The sequence below is a fragment of the Thalassorhabdomicrobium marinisediminis genome (assembly GCF_003072065.1).
In the GTDB taxonomy this organism is placed as follows: Bacteria; Pseudomonadota; Alphaproteobacteria; order Rhodobacterales; family Rhodobacteraceae; genus Octadecabacter; species Octadecabacter marinisediminis.
The window spans coordinates 384,386-400,907 of record NZ_QCYG01000003.1; the positions used below are offsets into that span (position 1 = coordinate 384,386).

14 protein-coding genes are annotated in these 16,522 nt (G+C 60.8%); 9 read left to right on the forward strand and 5 right to left on the reverse strand.

Going from position 1 to position 16,522, the window contains the following annotated elements:
- Positions 1-5: 5 nt before the first annotated feature.
- Complete coding sequence (locus DC363_RS06390) at positions 6-1,322, forward strand: pilus assembly protein TadG-related protein (RefSeq protein WP_241962939.1); 1,317 nt, start codon at positions 6-8, stop codon at positions 1,320-1,322.
- A gap of 235 nt (positions 1,323-1,557) precedes the next feature.
- On the opposite strand, the gene DC363_RS06395 is transcribed toward DC363_RS06390, so the two are convergent.
- Positions 1,558-2,415 (reverse strand): SGNH hydrolase domain-containing protein, encoded by an 858-nt coding sequence (locus DC363_RS06395; protein WP_146180752.1) that lies wholly within the window; start codon positions 2,413-2,415, stop codon positions 1,558-1,560.
- A 195-nt stretch (positions 2,416-2,610) separates the two neighbouring features.
- Complete coding sequence (locus DC363_RS16815) at positions 2,611-2,784, reverse strand: hypothetical protein (protein ID WP_158270842.1); 174 nt, start codon at positions 2,782-2,784, stop codon at positions 2,611-2,613.
- A gap of 107 nt (positions 2,785-2,891) precedes the next feature.
- Here DC363_RS16815 and DC363_RS06400 point away from each other — a divergent pair, with 107 nt between their 5' ends.
- From DC363_RS06400 to DC363_RS06415, 4 genes are all read left to right on the forward strand, one after another.
- Entirely contained in the window at positions 2,892-3,347 is a 456-nt protein-coding gene (locus tag DC363_RS06400; protein ID WP_108640286.1) for a hypothetical protein, read from the forward strand.
- Positions 3,348-3,446: 99 nt separating this feature from the next.
- Positions 3,447-3,893 carry a hypothetical protein gene (locus tag DC363_RS06405; protein ID WP_146180753.1) on the forward strand — a complete coding sequence of 149 codons (447 nt, stop codon included), beginning with the start codon at positions 3,447-3,449 and terminating at the stop codon, positions 3,891-3,893.
- A gap of 399 nt (positions 3,894-4,292) precedes the next feature.
- Positions 4,293-5,030, forward strand: coding sequence for a hypothetical protein (locus DC363_RS06410; protein WP_108640288.1), 738 nt, complete (start codon positions 4,293-4,295; stop codon positions 5,028-5,030).
- Between the two features lie 253 nt (positions 5,031-5,283).
- Positions 5,284-5,817, forward strand: a complete 534-nt coding sequence (locus DC363_RS06415) for a hypothetical protein (RefSeq protein WP_146180754.1) — start codon at positions 5,284-5,286, stop codon at positions 5,815-5,817.
- A gap of 26 nt (positions 5,818-5,843) precedes the next feature.
- Here the strand turns inward: DC363_RS06415 and DC363_RS06420 are convergent, their stop codons facing one another.
- From DC363_RS06420 to mtnK, 3 genes are read right to left on the reverse strand one after another with little or no spacing between them, the layout of a single operon-like run.
- A complete protein-coding gene (locus DC363_RS06420; RefSeq protein WP_108640290.1) occupies positions 5,844-7,889 on the reverse strand; it encodes a bifunctional aldolase/short-chain dehydrogenase in 2,046 nt (681 codons plus the stop codon).
- On the reverse strand, positions 7,886-8,974 hold the full coding sequence (mtnA, locus tag DC363_RS06425) for an S-methyl-5-thioribose-1-phosphate isomerase (protein ID WP_108640291.1): 1,089 nt from the start codon (positions 8,972-8,974) through the stop codon (positions 7,886-7,888). Before mtnA ends, DC363_RS06420 begins: the two co-directional genes overlap by 4 nt.
- On the reverse strand, positions 8,971-10,206 hold the full coding sequence (mtnK, locus tag DC363_RS06430) for an S-methyl-5-thioribose kinase (protein WP_108640292.1): 1,236 nt from the start codon (positions 10,204-10,206) through the stop codon (positions 8,971-8,973). The genes mtnA and mtnK overlap by 4 nt, the downstream gene beginning before the upstream one ends.
- Before the next feature lie 128 nt (positions 10,207-10,334).
- Between mtnK and DC363_RS06435 the strand changes: the two genes are divergently transcribed.
- The 4 genes from DC363_RS06435 to DC363_RS06460 form a co-directional block, all read left to right on the forward strand.
- A complete protein-coding gene (locus tag DC363_RS06435) occupies positions 10,335-11,855 on the forward strand; it encodes a sugar ABC transporter ATP-binding protein (protein WP_108640293.1) in 1,521 nt (506 codons plus the stop codon).
- A 28-nt stretch (positions 11,856-11,883) separates the two neighbouring features.
- Positions 11,884-12,900: an ABC transporter permease gene (locus DC363_RS06440; protein ID WP_108640294.1), complete on the forward strand. Its 1,017-nt coding sequence runs from the start codon at positions 11,884-11,886 to the stop codon at positions 12,898-12,900.
- A 31-nt stretch (positions 12,901-12,931) separates the two neighbouring features.
- Positions 12,932-13,975: a substrate-binding domain-containing protein gene (locus tag DC363_RS06445; RefSeq protein WP_108640295.1), complete on the forward strand. Its 1,044-nt coding sequence runs from the start codon at positions 12,932-12,934 to the stop codon at positions 13,973-13,975.
- 904 nt (positions 13,976-14,879) lie between these two features.
- Positions 14,880-16,522: recombinase family protein (locus DC363_RS06460; RefSeq protein WP_146180755.1), on the forward strand; the 1,643-nt coding region annotated here is incomplete at its 3' end.

Below are 16,522 nucleotides of genomic sequence, written 5' to 3' on the forward strand. Positions count from 1 at the left end.
CGGATATGTCGCATGAACGTCGCACCGGAATCGCCGCCCGGGTCCTGGGTTTTCGCCAGCAAGAAGATGGCGCCATGACTGTGCTCGGTTTGTTCATTTTCATGGTTTCAGCGATTTTGGGCGGTTTGGCCGTCGATGTCACACACCTGATTTCCCAACGCACCAAATTGCAGGTCACTGCTGATCTGGCTGCCCACGCCGCGCTCTATGTTCGGGATTCCGAAAGCGAGGGCGCCGCAAGGGATGCAGCCCTGCAAGTCGTCGCCAACAGCATGCCTGCTTCGGAATACGGCGACGTGCTTGCCGATGCTGATATTCTCTTCGGTTTCTATGACCGCGACACGGAAATGTTCAAAGTGGACAATTCCAGCCGCAGTGGCGTTTTGGTGACCCTGAAACGCCATGCTGTCAACGGTAATTCGATTCCGAGCTTCCTGCTCCAGTTTATTGGAATTGACACTTGGGACGTCACCGCTCAGGCTGTATTTACCACCTTCCGCCCTGCGTGCCTCCGTGAAGGCTTCGTGGCCGAGGGTGTCGTCGACATGCAGTCCAACAACGGGTTTTCGAACGGATTCTGCATCCATTCAAACACCCACGTGTCCCTGAACAACAATAACACGTTCGAAGCTGGGACCGTGGTCTCGATGCCAGACCTCGATGATCTGGATATGCCAAACAACGGATTTGAGAAGAACGAAGGCTTGGAAACAGCGCTGCGTGAAGGCCGGATGCACATTCGGGTTCTGAACCAGGTTGACGAAATCTACGACGGACTTCTCACCTATGGATCAAGACATATGCCGGCATATATCGATGACAGCCGAATTTATCGACCAAGCGGAAAGAAGTTCTCGCCATCAGACTTTGCTCCGGGCACGATCAACTACCTTGGTTGCAATAACAAGATCACTCTTCAATCAGGAACTTACCGCGAGATTGTTATCGTGGCGACGTGCAAAGTCTCTTTCGGGTCCGGTGTTATTCTCGAAGATGTCACGATACTTACCACCTCCACTGACGCCAAATCCATTACGTCGTCATCCGGGCTGCAGGTCGGGCGCAACGACAATTGCGCCGTAGGCGGTGGCGCACAAGTGATTACCTATGGCGGTATGGATTTCCCTGCCAATTTAAACATGTACGGCGGGCAGCTCATTGCACTCGGCGATATAAACTTTGCTGCGAATGCAAACGGAATTCAGGGCGCTTCCATGATTGCTCGTGGAACGATCGATGGCACGTCCAGAATGAACATGGCCTTCTGCGGGTCTGGTATGGAAAACAATTTCGAAGCCAATTATTTCCGAATGGCATTGTAAACACAAAATTGAGTGACGGGACTACCGATGGGCCGACGCCTACTGAGTGCCGAGCTTCGGGTTTGGGCAATGAGGAATTGCTCCTATGATGTCGATAGAGCCGCCGGAACAGGTTTGTTTCATTGCGAAGTTGATCGGTTGTATCAGAGACAGAGCCATTGACACCCTTCTGCCATGGCAACCGCGGAAATTGCTGCGTGGCAAACCTGAGCTCAGCCGACAATCGACGCCGGACCTATTGACGCGCGGCGTGGCGGATCAGTCCATAAAGATTATGATGCCGTCCCAGCAGGCGCGCACCTTCGACGGACAAATGCCCTGTATCTCGAAAGAGAAAGGTCTCACCGATGCGGGTGTCGCATACCGTGTCGTTGCAAATCAAAGGCTCCAAAGAGACGACAGGCACCTCAGCGCTCAGGTCCTCAAGAAAGTCAAGAACCATGCGGCTGAGCCGATGAATCTCGGTCACCGGGAAATCGCATGCCCCGGGGGACTGGTCACGCAATGCCGCCTGAACCAGACATTGGCCAATATCCTCTCCGGTGACCGGCGGGGGCGAGACCACGACGAACTGCTTGCCCATGGCACGCACCCTTTCGGCCGTATTGCGCATGGCGTCGGCCACGAGGTCGGGGCGCGGTGCTTGCGCCACTGTTCCGTCCCGCAGATAGACGTCATTGAAGATCAATCCCAAAGGCGATGAGACCACGACAGTCTGGATCGACGGCTGGGTTGCCAACCAGTCCAGAACCTGATCATTGAACGCAACGCAGCGCTCTGCCCAGGTGGCCGGATACTCCGACGTTACGACCGAGACACCGATTGCAGGGATGCAGACCGATTTTGTCATCTGGATCAATCCGCCGTCGACCTCGTGCATCAGTGCGGGAACGAGATGCATGGCGAAACTGTCACCCCAGATGAGCACGGCGGGGGTGTCCGATGTGCGACACGCCGGATCAAGCGTGAAGCGCCCTTCGCAGACCTCCGACAGGCCAAAATTGGTTGCTACCTTTGCCTCAATCTCGGCCGGGGTCAGGGCGTCGGTTTCGGGGACCGGCAAGCGGCGGACTATTTCGGCCGTGCTGGGCAAGGCGATCGCCGCAATGCGAAGTTCAAACCATCATAACTTCGCCCCCCGTCAGAACACGTCAAGTTCGACCCTAAAGGCAAATATGAATTTTTTTCTTATTTAATATCAATGATGTAGAAGGCGCAACAGCCTGTAAAATCTTGGATGACTGGCTTGGTCGCCCTGCCCCTCAGAACCCCGCCTCTGCCTTCCGGATCACGACGATTTTGTCTGGTCAGCCCAGGCGGCCAGTATTCTGCGGATCATCTCAGGCCGTGTGGGCAAATCTGCTTCATTGCGGCGGGCGTCATCCAACATATCGATCATCTCACGGGGCATGCGCACCATTACGGCCTCAGAGTCCACTTTGGGTCTGCCAATCTTTTTCACGATCGCCCCTTGACTACTTGATATCATATAATCATTATAGAACGGACAGAGCAAGGGTTGCACCCCTCGCCCTGCCCTAACCACAGCGATCTGCAAAGGAGATCCCTATGACTACCGGTTCCAATATCACGGTGTTGCCGACGGCTCAAACGCGTTCGGCCCGATACGCCAAATCCCTCCCCGGCCAGCTCAACGCCATTCTGCGCACGATCGAAGCCGCCATCGCCGATCCTTCGTTTTGTGCCTGGTCTCAGCTTCGGGAAACGCTTGACGAATTCCACCAGACCGCCTCGGCGCAGGATCACTTTTCCGGTGAGCTGGCTTATGCCCTGCTTCAATTGCTCAAGACGGGTGACGCGCGACGGGACCATCATCAGTCCGTCGCAGACACCATTCTGGACATGGCGAGTTGGAGCGAGCCTCGGTTTCCAGAGTTTTTGGAATGGGAGACACGCGCCGAGCAGTTCGGCCGGACGTCTGAGCTGATGTATCTGCTCCTCGGCGATACCGCGCGGTTCAGCCCCGACGGATGCTCGAACGTGGCAGACGCACGGGCGCACTGACCGCGCGATCAAGCCTGCTCTTCTGGTTCTCTGTCGCGGGGTTGCTTTATCTCGCCGCCCCGTGACGTCTGACGCATCCCATTGTCTTTGGAGGTCTTCATGACCCATGCCCCCGCGCCTGCGCGCGCCACCGCCTTTGCCCACGTCCTCACCGCGCTGGATTTTGCCCTTCAGGCGCAAGCGCCTTTGTTCTACCTGACACCGCCTGATGCGCCGCCCGTCTTGTCGGACGAAAGCCTGCTCATCTGGATGCTCGCGGAGCAGCAGGCGTCCCGTTTTGCCCAATCTCACGTCGGGCAGTCTGCAGATGAGTTTACAGATCCCCGCGCCCAGATGGCGCACCTGATCTTCACGGTGCTCGATTGGGACACTTGCACGGTCGACACCATGCTTGAGGTGTTTGGCGCCGCCTGCCGCACGGCTTACGCTGTGCCCGACGGCACGCTGTGCCGCAGCCAGATGATGGAGGCCCTCACCCTGCTCGACACTTTGCTCGAGATCCAGGCCCATCGCTTCGGGGTGCCGCCCGCCAAACCGCTTCACTGAACTGACCTTGTGACCGGCAGCGTCGGTCACCTCTTTCTTTCCAATCTTCCAAAGGAACATATCATGTCTTCATCCCCTCGCAGCCGCGGGCCCAAGAGTCCTGCCCGCCCCTCGCCTTTGCGCAACCCACGCCGCAGGACCGCCCGCTGCCTTAAACGCCGCAGTCGTCGTGCCGCGGATCGGCGCCTCCAGCAATCGCCCCGGTCGAAGATGCCAGCGACGTGGACCGCTCTTGCAAAGCAGAAGGGTTACAAGCTGCTGGGTCGAGGCGCACGCAAATCGGACGTGGCCCTGCACTGCCCTCGGTGTACGCAGACCTTCCAGGTCCGCAGTTCGGTCCTCGTCAACAATGCCCCCGAATGCAAACATTGTCTCTGGCAGCGTCGCTTCGCAGACGCCATGGCGACCGATGCAACCATTCTGGCGCCGGACCCGGACAACCACAAACTTGTGCACCTGCAGCTGCCTTGTGGTCATTTCACCTGCCGCCAATACAGCCGGCTGACGACGGCCGCGCGCGGCGGTCACCGCCTTGGCTGTGAGGAGTGCCGCGAAGAGACCTACCGCGCGCAAGCCAGGGCCATCGGCTGGACCCTGGTCGGACTTGCGACGGACAAGACGGGGGGCTACCGCCGCTACGCGCATTCCTGCGGCCACCAGCAGGATGTGGCCATCGTCAACGTCGACAAGAACCAGCTCGATTGTGCCGGGTGCGGCGAAAGCTGGGTTTCGAAACCCTCACAGATCTATCTCTTCCGGATCGAACTGGTGGATCGGCCCGTGCTCAAGCTCGGCCACAGCTCCGATCCCGAGCGGCGGCTGTTCCAGCAGTTGGGGCCCGCCGCGCGCGACACCGGCGAGGTCCTGCGGGCCATCGATATGGAAACCGGGCATGCCGCCTTGGTTGCGGAGAAGCGCGCGCACCGCACGATGCGCACAGAGCACCCGGAGTGGGTCGTGCCGCGCGAGGAGTTCGCGGGTCAGATCAACACCAAGTCGGAAATCTACGAGATCGGGGCCTTGGAGTTCCTTCTGTCTCTCATGGACGAGATCGAAGCTGAAGCGAGAGATGATAAGGCATCGGCGTCCGATCCTGTTGAACCGGACCCTGAAGAACCGGACCCCGAGCCAGAATGATCGCATCGGCCCCCGTGCCCCACACCGATCCCTTGCTCTGAATGGAATGCTCATGACGTCTTCAAACCAACCGGCCTCGTCCACCGGGTCCGATCCTTTCCTCGCAGACGTCCTGCGGCGCGTGATCGCCCGGGCCATCCCGGGCGGGGTCTGCCCGGCACCGAAGGAGTTGGAACCACAGCCCCACCCACCATCCGACACGGGCACCTCTCCAACGGCAGGAATGCCTGCGCCCGCCACTGGGATGGGTGGCATGCCTGCCGCCACCACTGGGGCGTCCAAGGGCACGGATCTGAGCAGCCTCGACCGGCAGGGTCGGACACCCTTTGGTCCTGATCCTGCCGAGCTGCCCCTCCCCTCATTGCTGACAGCGATCGAGGTGATGCAGGCCTTCCCATCACCGGAGGCGATCGCGGCACTGGCCGCACCCGGGGCAGTCCATGCACTGATCATCCCGGAGCCGCAGCGGTTGGAGCGGATCTCGGAGACGTTCATCGATCTGACCGAGGCGCTGCACGCCCTCCCCGCGCTCGCCGAGGCGGGCATCGACGACCTGCGGGTGATCAGTTCCTCTCCGCCCAGAGGTCGCGCCAGATCTGCCGCCGAGCAGAAGCGGAGCTTTGAGACAGAGGTCAGTCAAGCAATCGCCGACGGAGACAGCGCGCTGCTGCTCTGCGACAGCGCCCAGGCGATCCCGGACATCGCGCGCGCAGTGTTGACAGGTTCGTTTACGCTGAGAGACCTACGTGGCGCGCAATCACACTTTGCGTTGGGGCGTATGGCTTAGGACGCCAGAAGGATGCTGCTGGCCCGTCAACGCAGCGCTGCCTCTATATTGCCACCGTCCACAGTCAGGACATGGGCCGTCGTTCGCTTCGACAAAGCCAAGGCGACGAAGCCTTCCGCCACGTGGCGCGCCTCAACTTCGCGTTGGAGTAGGTTGCCCGCCATGTAGCTAATTTCATCCAACCCGCGCGACTTTGCGCGGCTGGCAATGAAGTCGTCAGTCAGTAAGCCCGAGCGGATGCGATCGGCGTTGATTCCGTTCACGCGGATGCCTTCGCCGCCCAGTTCCAACGCGAGCTGGCGCATCAAGAACATCGTCGTGGCCTTGGGCAGCCCGTAAGCACCGAAATCGCGGCCCGGATTAATAGCCTGCTTCGACAAGTTGAACAGGATCTGCCCGCCTTGCCCCTGACGTATCATTAAGCGTGCAGCCTCAACCGCAAGGCGGTGATGAGCAAAGAAGTTCAGCTCGAATGCATCGCGAAGCGTCTCATCCTCCAGGTCCAGCAAAGCCCCGGAAGTCGCGGCGCCGGCGTTGGAGACGAGGATGTCGAGCCCGCCGAAAGCCGCGAGTGCCTCGGCCACTAGTGTCTTGCCCGCGTTTTCGTTTGTTACATCAAGTAGGACGCTGGCGTGGCGCCCGCCCAGTTCGGCATGCAGCCGCTCGAGCCCATCCAAGTCCCGATCAAGCAGCAGGACGCTCGCGCCTTTTGCAGCAAAGGCACGCGCGGTGGCCGCGCCGATGGCGCCAGCGGCCCCGGTGACCGCGACGATGTGCCCGGCGAGTTCCGGCGCTTTGTCCCTGCCCAACTTCGCCTGCTCTAGCGACCAGTATTCCATGTCGAAGAGGTCATCCTCTCCGATTGGACAGAAGCCTCCTGCATCCTCGCCCACCGCGCGCACGCGCATGTTCTGTTCGCCCAGATCGGCGGCGACGGAGGCAGCGGCCGCCGTTGCGCCGATGCCGACAAGGCCGACTCCAAGGACCCATGCGAGCTGCGGCAACGGGGCCAACATGGTTTTGCCCGCAATGCGTCGCGACTGCCTGTCGAAATAGGCGACATAAGCGTCGCGATAGCGCGCGATTGCGGCGTCGATGCCTACACGTCCGGCGGCAAGGTCTTCCTGCGACAGCACCAGCGGCCATCCCTTGATGCGGATAACATGATCAGGCGAGGCAACGCCGCGGGTGGCAAGGTCAGTTACATCCGGCCGGTCGAGGAAGGCCATGACTTCGGGCCCATTGCGCAACGCAAGCACTGGCATCGGGGCGTCATCACCCGCTGCCTTCCCCAGCGCGCCTCGCAGGTCGGCGAGGAGTACAGCATCAGTTGGACGCTGTTCGCCCAGTGACGTAGGTTCATACAGGCTTAGGTGCCGCGCGACCTCGTTGGTATGTTGCACCACCTTGTCGTAGCTCTCTCGTGCGGTCTCGCCCCATGTAAAATGGCCGTGGTTCAGCAACAGTAGCCCCTCAACATGAGGATTGGCGGCGTAAGCTTCTGCCGCAGCTTTGGCCAGCGCGAAGCCGGGCATGATGTAGGGCACGACGGCCAAACGGTCACCGAAGATTTCGCGTGCGATCTTCTCTGCGTCGGGCAGATTGGCCAGGACAAGAAAAGGCGTGGCATGGGTGTGATCGACAAATGTCTGCGGCAGCCACGCGTGCAGAAGCGTCTCGACCGAGGGGTTGGGGGCCGTGCTGTCGAGCAAGTTGCTGCGCTGCACATTCACCATCGCTTCGTCGGACAGCGCATCAAGGTCGCGCAGTCGATCGAGCGGCGTCAGCCGGACGCCTGGCAGACCCGGCGCACGCAGCGCATCAAGATCCCAGCCCGACCCCTTGACGTGCAGCACGCGAAACTCGTCGCCGAAAAGGTCGCGTCGCGTCACCTTGATCGAGGTGTTGCCGCCCCCGTGCATGACCAGATCAGGATCAGCACCTATGATGCGGCTGGAATAGACCCGCTCAGCCAGTGCGCGATCGGCGGGATCGTCCCCCGCCTTGGCCACCCAGGCCGCGCATTCGGCGTCGGACCAGCGGTTCGCGATCATGCCTCGCCGCACGTTCATGCGGACCGCTCCGGGAACAGAGACGCCAGCCCTTCCGTGCTTGCGTCGCAGACGCCATGTTCGGTAATGAGGCCGGTTATCAGCCGCGCGGGCGTCACATCGAAGGCCGGGTTGCCGCCCTCGGTCCCCTCGGGCGTTACCCGCACACAGCCGATGGATCCGTCTTCAAGCGTACCTTGGATATGTGTGACCTCGCGCCCGCTGCGATCTTCAATCGGGATCTCTTTCAGTCCGTCGCGCACCGTCCAGTCGATGGTCGACGATGGCAGACCAACATAAAAAGGCACGCCGTTGTCTTTGGCGGCCAGCGCCTTGAGATAGGTGCCAATTTTGTTGCAGACGTCGCCTTGGGCGGTCGTGCGGTCGGTGCCGGTGATCACAAGATCGACCATCCCTTCTTGCATCAGGTGCCCGCCCGCATTGTCGGTGATATAAGTGTGCGGCACGCCATGGGCGCCCAGTTCCCACGCTGTCAGGCCACCTTGATTGCGCGGGCGCGTCTCATCGACCCAGACGTGGACCGCGATGCCGGCGTTTTTAGCGTGGAACATTGGACTCGTCGCCGTGCCCCAGTCGACGGTGGCCAGCCAGCCCGCGTTGCAGTGGGTCAGCAGGCGCACAGGCTCTCCTTCGGGCTTCTTCGCTGCGATCTCGCGTATCAGTTCCAGTCCGTGCACGCCGATCATACGGTTGCACTCGACATCCTCGTCGGCCATCCGCCGCGCAAGTGCAAGTGCCGCTTCGGCCCGGTCGACGGGGGCGAGAGGCATCAATTCTGCCCGCGCCCGATCAAGCGCCCACCGCAGGTTGATCGCCGTGGGCCGGGTCGCGTCGAACGTCTCGTAGGCTGCCTGCAATGCCGCGTCGGAGGAATCGCGCCCCATTTCGCGGGCAATGCCATAGGCGGCTGTCACGCCGATCAGCGGCGCGCCACGCACCCACATGTCACGGATCGCAGTCGCGAACTCGTCCCGGCTGTCGATGCCCACGGTTCGGAATTCATGTGGTAGCCAGCGCTGGTCGATGATTTTTACTTGTCCATCCTGATCCCAAATTGAGCGATAGTCGGTTCCATTAACCCTCACAGGAGTTCCTTTCCGTTATATTCATGGGCGAGCGCCACCAGCGCTGACGCGTCAGGCACCTGTCCCCGCGCGACGAGTAGTTGCCGTCCCATCTCAAGGTTGCGTGCCTCCAGCCGGGCGCGCAGACCCGTGTCGGAGATCGTTTCAAAGTCTGCGTTATGAGCAAGAGACAAGCAGCGGCGATGCATCTCGCAGCCACAAAAACCCATCGCGTCGTTCCAGATATGCGCCATCAGCCTGCGCAGCGCCGCCTCACCGTGGCCCAGCCGTGCGGGGAATAGGATGCCTGTTCGCTCTTCGGTCCAAAGCCGCGCGAACTCATTCTCGAAGGTCGCGCAGGTCTCCATCACAACCGAAAGAAGCCAGTCCTGCATCTCATCCGGCGAGTCGCGATGGGCAGGCTGGCTGAAATAAGCCATCAAAAAGTTGGCAAGTAGCATGCCCAAATCGAACCCCATCGGCCCGTAGAACCCGAACTCAGGGTCGATTACGCGGGTCTCGGTGTCGGTGCACATGATTGACCCGGTGTGCAGGTCCCCGTGGCACAGCGTCTCGGGACCGGCGGTAAAGCGTATCAGCATGAACTGCGCGGCATCTCTCACAGCCTCGTCAGCGCGCAGGCTGGCGACAATGGGGGCAAGCTCGGGCGTGTGGTGGTTACGCTCGGCTTTGCAATAGGGATCAGTGAAAACAAGCTGCTCGGTGATGTCACACAGGGCGACGTTGTCAAGGAACAGCGTCGCGTCGGCCTTCTTGTTCTCCGCATTCATCGACAGGTCGGAGCCGTAGAAGGCGGTGCGCGCGCAGAACCGGCCCAACGCTTCTGCAACCCCTTCAACACGTTCGCCCGCGATCAGCTTGCCGCGCAAGATGACATGGGGCGACAGGAACTCCATCACGATCAATGCCTGTGTCCGGTCGAAATGCAGCACCTCGGGCACCCGACCCGGATCGCGCGCAGCCTGACGCACGAGAGCCTCGTGCTCGAAAAAGGCCCGGGTCAGCGGCAGCGGCCATGAGTCGCCCACAAGTCGCACGTAGGGCAACGCCTGCTTGACGACGACCGCCGCGCCCTGGCCACGCACGATGAAGACAAGGTTGAGGTTGCCATCGCCGACCTCTTCAACCTGCCAGCCCTCCGCCGACCCCACCCGCGACGTCAGGGCATCCAACGCTCCCAGCCGTTCGGGCAGCAATTCCGGCGTCAGAGCCTCATAGCGGTCGTCATGCATTGGCTTGTTCCTCCCCGAACGCGGCTGTTTTGAACGAAGGGTTGCGGCTCATTCGTCATAAGTCAAGACAGTTGACAACAGGCGATACCGCGCTGCAGGGTCTCTGGCAGAGGGGGAGCCACACACCTATGGTCGTCTGCAAAATACGACAACTGACCAAAGAATTCGGGCCGAACCGCGTGCTGCGAGGTGTAGACCTTGATCTTGTCGCAGGCGAGGTCACGGTTCTGATGGGCGCAAACGGGGCGGGCAAGTCAACGCTCGTCAAGATACTCAGCGGCATTCACGCGGCGGACCGAGGAGCCGTCACGCTCGACGGCGCGCCCTTTGCGCCGCATAGCCCCGCTGCAGCGATGCGCGCCGGGATCGCGACAGTTCACCAGTCCATCGACGACGGCGTAATACCGGATCTGGACGTTGCGTCGAACCTGATGCTCGACCGCATGGCCGCGCCGGGTGCGGCACTTTGGCTGCGCGGGAGGCGGATGCGAGCTGATGCCCGCCGCATCGCTCACACCATGCAACTCGACCTTGACGTCTCGCGCCCGGTGCGCGACCTGACCTTGGCCGAGCGACAGCTCATCGCCATCGCTCGGGCTATGACACGCGATCCCAAGGTGCTGATCCTCGACGAGCCGACCTCTTCCCTCTCTGCTCGCGAGGCAGAGCGTCTTTTCGCCCTGATCGACCGGGTACGCAACCGGGGCGTGGCGGTCCTCTATATTTCGCACCGTATGTCTGATATTCGACGGATCGCCGACCGGATCGTCGCGATGCGCGACGGCGTCATTACCGGCACATTCACCGACAAGCCGCTTGACACCGAAGGAGCGGTCACCGCTATGCTTGGCGTGTCGATGACCGATCTCGACGTCACGCCTGCGTCGCCGGGCGCGCCAGTCCTTACCGCGACCGGCCTGACCCTCGCCCCCGGTGCGGCCCCATTCGACCTGATGCTTGCCAAGGGAGAGGTCGTCGCGGTGGTAGGCCTGGTAGGGTCGGGCAAATCGCGTCTGGCTTCCATCCTTTATGGGCTGGAACGGCCGGATGCCGGGAGAATCATGCTGAACGGTAAGCCCTACGCCCCCAGTAACACGGCGCAAGCGATCCATGCGGGCGTGTTTCTCTGCCCGCGCGACCGTGCCAGCAGCGGTGTCGTGCCGGATTTCGATATCACCCAAAACCTCACCCTGCCCTTCACCGCGCGCTATGCGACGAACTGGATTCTGCGCCGCAAATCGGAGCTCACGACCACGCAAGGAATGATCGACCGGCTTGGCATCGTCTGTCAGGGGCCACGGGACAGCATCCTGTCGTTATCGGGTGGAAACCAGCAAAAGGTCATGGTCGGTCGCTGGCTCTCCCAGGACAGCGACTTGTTAATCCTCGACGAGCCCTTTCAGGGCGTCGACATTCGCGCCCGCCGCGACATAAGCGCTCATATCCGAATGACTGCATGCGAGCGTGCGACGCTTGTTCTGGTCGCCGAACTGGATGAGGCAGTCGAGATCGCCGACCGCATTCTCGTCCTACATGATTTCTCCATCGTGACAGACTACCGCAACGAAGGGCTGGACCTTGGCGCGTTGCTCGCCGCTGTTTCGGGCCGCCCCGCCCCCGAACCCGTCGAAGGCATGACCATCACATGAACTCCGCTCAATACGAAGGCTCCCCTGCATGAATCCACAAAGCCGTTTTATCGATCTCGCCATCCGCTACGGTTTTCTCGTGCTACTCGTAGCCCTTGTCGTGATGTTCTCTGTCGTTGCGCCGGGTTTCGCCGGCGCCTATTCTGCGGTATTTATTTTCCAGTCTGTGGCAATTACCGGCATTCTGGCGCTTGGCGTGACATGCACACTTGTCGTCGGCGGGTTTGACCTGTCGATCGGCTCCGTCGCTACTTCGTCATTGATGCTTTCTGCCTACGCGATGGTCGTGCTTGAAATGTCCGCCGTGACGGCAGTGATCCTTTGCCTTGTCATGGGGGCGGTCGTTGGGCTGGTGAACGGCATCCTGATCGTGCGCTTCAAAGTGCCGGACCTTCTTGCCACACTGGGCATGATGTTCCTGCTGATTGGCCTGCAGCGCATCCCGACCGAGGGACGCTCGATCGCCACAGGCATGACATTGCCCGGGGGCGGCACGGCCGAAGGGACCTTCTCGCCTGGTTTCCTACTATTGGGACGTCACCGCTTCGACTTGTTCCTGGAAAATCTGCTGCCCGCTCCAGTTATTGTTTTCCTGGTCGTGGCGTTGGTGATCTGGGTGTTCCTTGAACTGACAAAGCACGGGCGCCTGATGTATGCCATCGGCTCGAACGAGCGGGCTGCAAGTCTCGCCGGAGCGAATGTGAACCGCTACAAGATCGCCGCCTACATGATTTCGGGCGTCACCGCCGCAATTGGCGGCATTCTTTTGGCAGCGCGCCTTGGCCGTGGGGATATCGCAAGCGGCAACAACCTGCTGCTCGACAGCGTGGCCGCCGCGCTGATCGGCTTTGCCGTGCTGGGCGCGGCAAAGCCCAATGCCTTCGGCACCGCCATTGGCGCGCTCTTCGTGGGCGTGCTGCTGCAGGGACTGACCATGATGAACGCGCCTTACTACACCCAAGACTTTGTGAAGGGAGCGGTGCTTGTCATCGCGCTGATGTTCACCTTCGCTCTGTCCGAGCGAAAAAAGGCGGGCGGTCACTGAACGACGACGTATCGCAATAGGAGGTAAAGCGATGAAACTTTCCAGACGAACCATGCTGGCCCTAACTACCGGCGCGATATTTGCCGGAGGCGCCGCGGCAGCACAGAATATGCCTGCGCCGTTCGACAACCCCGGCGACGTAGAAATTGCGTTGGTACGCTACCTGTCCACTGGCGACTTTTTTCAGGCCTATCTTGGCGGTGTTGAGGCGCAGGCCGAGGCACTGGGCGTAAACTTGCGCGTGCTTGACAGCCGACAGGACGCGGCGCTGCAATCCGATATGGTAGATCAGGCAATCGCATTGGGCGTAGACGGTATCATCATCCAGCACGGTCTGACCGAGTCGATGCAGGCGGCAGCACAGCGGGCGGTTGATGCAGGCATTTCGGTCGTAGCCTTTGACGTGGATGTCGAGAACGACGCAATTCCGCAAATTGAGCAGTCAGATTACATGTTGGGCAGTCTCGCACTTGAACAGGCCATTGCCGATAACGGCGACACCTTCCGCGCAGCTTATGTCTATGTTCCGGGCATCGCGCCGCTCGACCGGCGCGACGTTGCTTGGCAGGACGCACGAAAGGCCAACCCCGGCATCGAAGAAGTCGCTCAATTTGGCACGCTCGACAATCCGATTGCCAACTCGGTCGCCAATCAGGCCCGCTCGGTGCTGCAGGCCAACCCGGATATCACCGTCGTCTTTGCGCCCTACGATGAATTCGCCAAAGGGGTGAAGATCGCAGTGGACGAAAGTGGGTTGAGCGACCAAATCGACATCTATTCTGCAGACGTCTCGACATCTGACATTTCGGCCATGCGTGAGCCAGGCAGCGCTTGGGTTGCAACGGTGGCAACCAACCCTTCCGTCGTGGGCGAGGTCTCGGTGCGGACGCTGGCCATGATGCTCGCCGGCGAGGAAACAGGCGATAGCGTCGTGGTGCCACCTACGCTGATCACACAGGACTTCCTGAATGAAAATGACATTTCGAACATGGACGAACTGTCTGCGCAGATGCCGCAGTTCGCGCATGCTGAGGTGTCGGTACCAGATTGGATGCCGCTGCCTCCGCGCGACTGAACCCGCGCGAGACGCTACAATAGCACAACTGGAGGCCCCGCAGTGGGGCCTCCCTTATTATTCCGACGGGCCGAGCTTCGCAGTTGCCGGCTCGTGCAACCATGCCTTGCGCGCGCGCATCACGTACTTCCACCAAATCGGGCAATACGCGCTGTCGTTCACCGAGCCCCGCGATGTGCGCGAACATTACAAGCCGCTCTTTGGCTCGGTTCAGCTCGGTCCCTTTGTCGAAGACCCCAATCTAAAGAAGCGGCGATAGGACCTGTCAGTCGCGCATGGACAGGGTAGTTCGCGCGCCGTTGAGCCATGCGCTTTCCCTGCGGAGGTTGGACGTGTCGCGTTTGGACCCTCGGCAACTCATTGCGAGATACGCAAACTGCGCGCCACTCCCGAACGCACCGGCGGGAATTAACAGCACCTACAGAAACGCCGCTCAACCTCGGCCCGGAAGGCCTTTGAAGTTGGCCGCCCGTCGACACCTTTTTCTTACAAGAACCGCGTTTCGTCGGCCCTCCCGCCCGAGTTTTCCACATAAATCAGTAGTTTCCCCGATCTTAACAGGCGCAATGTGACCCCGATCTTTGGTATCCTGCATGCAACCCGGTCCCAGCGACCCGACATCGACACTGGATATCAACGCCCCTGCTTTTACTGGCTTGCGGCGAACGGAGGCGGCACGCCATGCGGCGCGAACGAACGACAGAGGCAAAGCAGGAGGAGGTCCATTCGGAAGACCTCCGTGCTTCTGTGCCAGCGTCGGGCGGCGCGGGGCTTGCAAGAGAGGCCGCAGGCACGCATCCTGCACTTACCGCCCTCGTAAAGCTTATGGCGCGCCAAGCGGCCCGTGAGGACGCCCTGGCGCAGGAGCGCGACAGATCCGGTAAGGCCGATTAGGGAGATCACAATGCCAGGGAGCACACGCCAGAGGCGCGCAGCGATCTACGCTCGGTTCTCGACAGATATGCAGACCGCAACGTCGATCGATGATCAGATGCGCGTCTGCAGAGCCCTCGCGAACGCGCATGGTTTCAATGTGATCCGATCCTTCCGGGATGACGCAATCAGCGGTGCGACCGATCTGCGTCCAGGGTTTCAAGACCTACTGCAAGCAGCTCTTTCCGGCGAGATCGACGTCGTCCTGGCAGAATCCCTCGATCGGCTCAGCCGCGATCTTGAACATATCTCCGGCTTTTATAAGCGCATGCAGTTCTATGGCGTGGAGATTGTCACCAAGGCCGAGGGCACGATCACCGATTATCAAATTGGCCTCGGCGGTACGATGAACGCGTTGTTCCTGAAGAACCTCGCGCAGAAGACGCACCGCGGTCTTGAGGGCCGTGTGAAGGCCGGCAAGTCAGCTGGAGGTAAGAGCTACGGCTATGATATCAATCGCAGCCCCCTGCCCGACGGGACCTTCACGACCGGCGAGCTTGTCATCAATGAGACCGAAGCCGAGATCGTCCGTCGGATCTTTACCGACTACGCGGCTGGCCTCAGTGCGCGGCGCATCGCCACCGCATTGAACGAAGAAGCTGTCCCTGCCCCACGCGCGCCAACGTGGTCGTTCTCAACCATTTCTGGAAACTGGAAGCGCGGTACAGGGATCCTGAACAACGATCTCTATATCGGAGAGAGGATCTGGAACCGGCAGCGCTTCGTCAAATGTCCACAATCGGGCAAGCGCCAAGCCCTCCCGAACCCACCCGAAGAGTGGGTCCGCGAGCCGGTGCCCGAGCTGCGTATTATTGATGAAGAACTCTGGGACGCGGTCAAGGCACGACAGGGTGCCACGCGCAGCGCAATTCTTGAGGCCCGGTGTGACGGTGATGGCCCGCAAGCCCACAATGGCCGCCGCGCGCGCTACCTGCTGTCGGGAACTGCCGAGTGTGGAGACTGCGGTGCGGGTTACATTATGATCAGTGCCGACCGGATGGGATGTTCTGCCGCGCGCAACCGCGGCACCTGCCAGAACCGCAAGACGATCAAACGGCTCGACCTTGAGGAGCGAGTGTTGTCCGGTCTGCGCGAGCGCCTGATGACGTCCGAGATGATCTCGACCTTCGTTGAGACGTATCAGGCCGAAAGCCGCAAAGAACGGCGCGCCGCACAAGCGGCCCGCGACAAAGCCGAACAGGACCTCGCCCAGATTACGCGTGAGATCGACAATATCGTTGAAGCGATTGCGCAGGGCATGTTTCAGGCGAGCATGAAGGATAAAATGGATGCGCTCGAAGCCCGCAAGGCGGAGCTGGAAGCCACCATCGCAGCCCACCCTGAAGAGGACACGGTTCTGCTGCACCCTGGTCTTGCCGATCAGTTTCGCAGGAAGGTCGAGGATCTGGTATCCAGCCTCAACGATCCGGCGCTCAAGACCGAAGCCGGGGACCTGCTGCGCAGCTTGATCGACAAGATCATCCTCACACCGGACCCCGATGCGCCCAACGGGCATCGGGTCGCGCTCCAGGGAGAACTGGCCGGGATTTTGTCGTTCTGTGAGAATGGGATGTCTACAAACGCCAACACCCGCAGCAAGGCTACGGGCGTTCG